General features: G+C 60.4%; 2 protein-coding genes. Both read left to right on the top strand.

Annotation, left to right across the window (positions count from 1 at the left end):
- Positions 1-573: signal peptidase I (lepB, locus tag I5W_RS04535; protein ID WP_044528349.1), on the top strand; the 573-nt coding region annotated here is incomplete at its 5' end.
- A 110-nt stretch (positions 574-683) separates the two neighbouring features.
- Positions 684-1,334 (top strand): TetR/AcrR family transcriptional regulator, encoded by a 651-nt coding sequence (locus I5W_RS04530; protein WP_301297731.1) that lies wholly within the window; start codon positions 684-686, stop codon positions 1,332-1,334.
- The last annotated feature ends 323 nt before the right edge of the window (positions 1,335-1,657 follow it).

The raw sequence follows: 1,657 nt of genomic DNA, 5'->3' as shown, positions 1-1,657 counted from the left end.
CTGCCCACTGTCATGGTGGGCGATCGCATCCTGGTCGACAAGCTGGCCTATGACCTGCGCCTGCCGCTGACCCACATCAGCCTGATGCGCCTGGGCGAGCCGCAGCGCGGCGACATTGTGACGGTCGATTCGCGCCAGGCCGGCGAACTGCTGCTCAAGCGCATCGTCGGCCTGCCCGGCGACGTGGTGGAGCTGCGTGACAACGTGCTCTACATCAACGGCCAGGCCGCCAGCTATGGCCCGGCCCGGGCGCAGCCAGAGCAAGGCGATAGGGTGGACCAGGCCCGCTACCGTGATGAAAGCATCGATGGCATGAACCACCTGGTGCGGCTGTCGGCAGCGCATCCCAGCCTGCATAGCAGCTTCGGCCCGGTGGTGGTGCCGGCCGATCATTACATGATGCTGGGAGATAACCGCGACAACAGCATGGATTCGCGCTATTTCGGCTTTTTTGCCCGCAACGAGCTGATGGGGCGTACCCGTCGCATCGCCTTTTCGCTCAATGCCGACCAGTATTTCAAACCACGCCTGGACCGCTTCGGACGCCGGCTGGACCCGGTGAGCCGTCAGTAAATGGCAGGGCCGGGAGCCTGCTTACGAAAAACTTCATTTTTTTTGCTGTCAAATGCTCAAGTTGTCCAAAAGCATGTCGTTAATGAAGACGGAAAACATGCCTTTGTCATCTGGAGCACATCATTTCTCTCACCTTCATCTCCGATCCGGCCACCGGTCGCCGCAGGAATGCCGTCAGTCATGACGCCATCCTCGATGCCACGTATGTGATGCTCGAGGAGATCGGTTTCGACAAGCTGTCCCTGGAGGGCGTGGCTGCCCGCGCTGGCGTGGGCAAGGCCACCATCTATCGCTGGTGGCCCAACAAGAGCGCCCTGGCCATGGAAGCGTTGTTGCGTGCAGTCGAGCCGATGCCGCCCCTGGGCGACAGCGGTGCTGCCCGCGAAGACATCGAACTGCACATGCTGCAACTGTCCCAACTGTTGCGTGGCAAGTCCGGCCGGGTGGTGCGCGAGATGATCGCCCTGGCCCAGTTCGATGAAGAGAGCAAGCGCATCTTCAATGACCATTACCTGGAGCCGCGCCGCCTGGCGCTGGTCAATGTGCTGCGCCGCGGTGCCCAACGCGGCGAGTTCCGGGACGATGCCGACCTCAACCTGGTCTTCGACCTGCTGTACGCCCCCTTGCTGCAGCGCCTGTTGACCGGCAGTGCCGACATCGATGAACGCCAGGTGCAGTCCCAACTGAAGCTGGTCCTGGGCAGCATCGCGCTGCCCGCCCCCTTGTTGAGTACCAGTAAGCTGACTAGCCAACAAGCGTAAATTTTATTGAGCAGCCCATCATTTGCACCTAGAATCCGAGACGAAACGTATCGTATTGGTTCTGGGCAAGTGAACTTTTGCGTCAAAAAACAGGATCACTGGCATCTTTGGGTGACCTGAAGCCGTCTTTAAGTGACGCAAAATCGTCTTCTCCCCTCCGTAGCGGGCACGGAAGGCTGCCCGCGGGAAATGCGAGTTGCTCAGTAGGGGAGCGGCCCTGTTCGTCCTGTTCGCTGCTTGCAAAGTGGCGTTTGCTCACCATACGTTGATCCGATCAGACATCACCGGCTTGCCCTCGCGGGAGGCTGGATTACGGCTGCCGT

Origin of the sequence: Herbaspirillum sp. B65 (assembly GCF_000333555.1) — a bacterium.
Classification (GTDB): domain Bacteria; phylum Pseudomonadota; class Gammaproteobacteria; order Burkholderiales; family Burkholderiaceae_D; genus Herbaspirillum; species Herbaspirillum rubrisubalbicans.
This window is presented reverse-complemented; position numbering and strand designations above follow the sequence as displayed.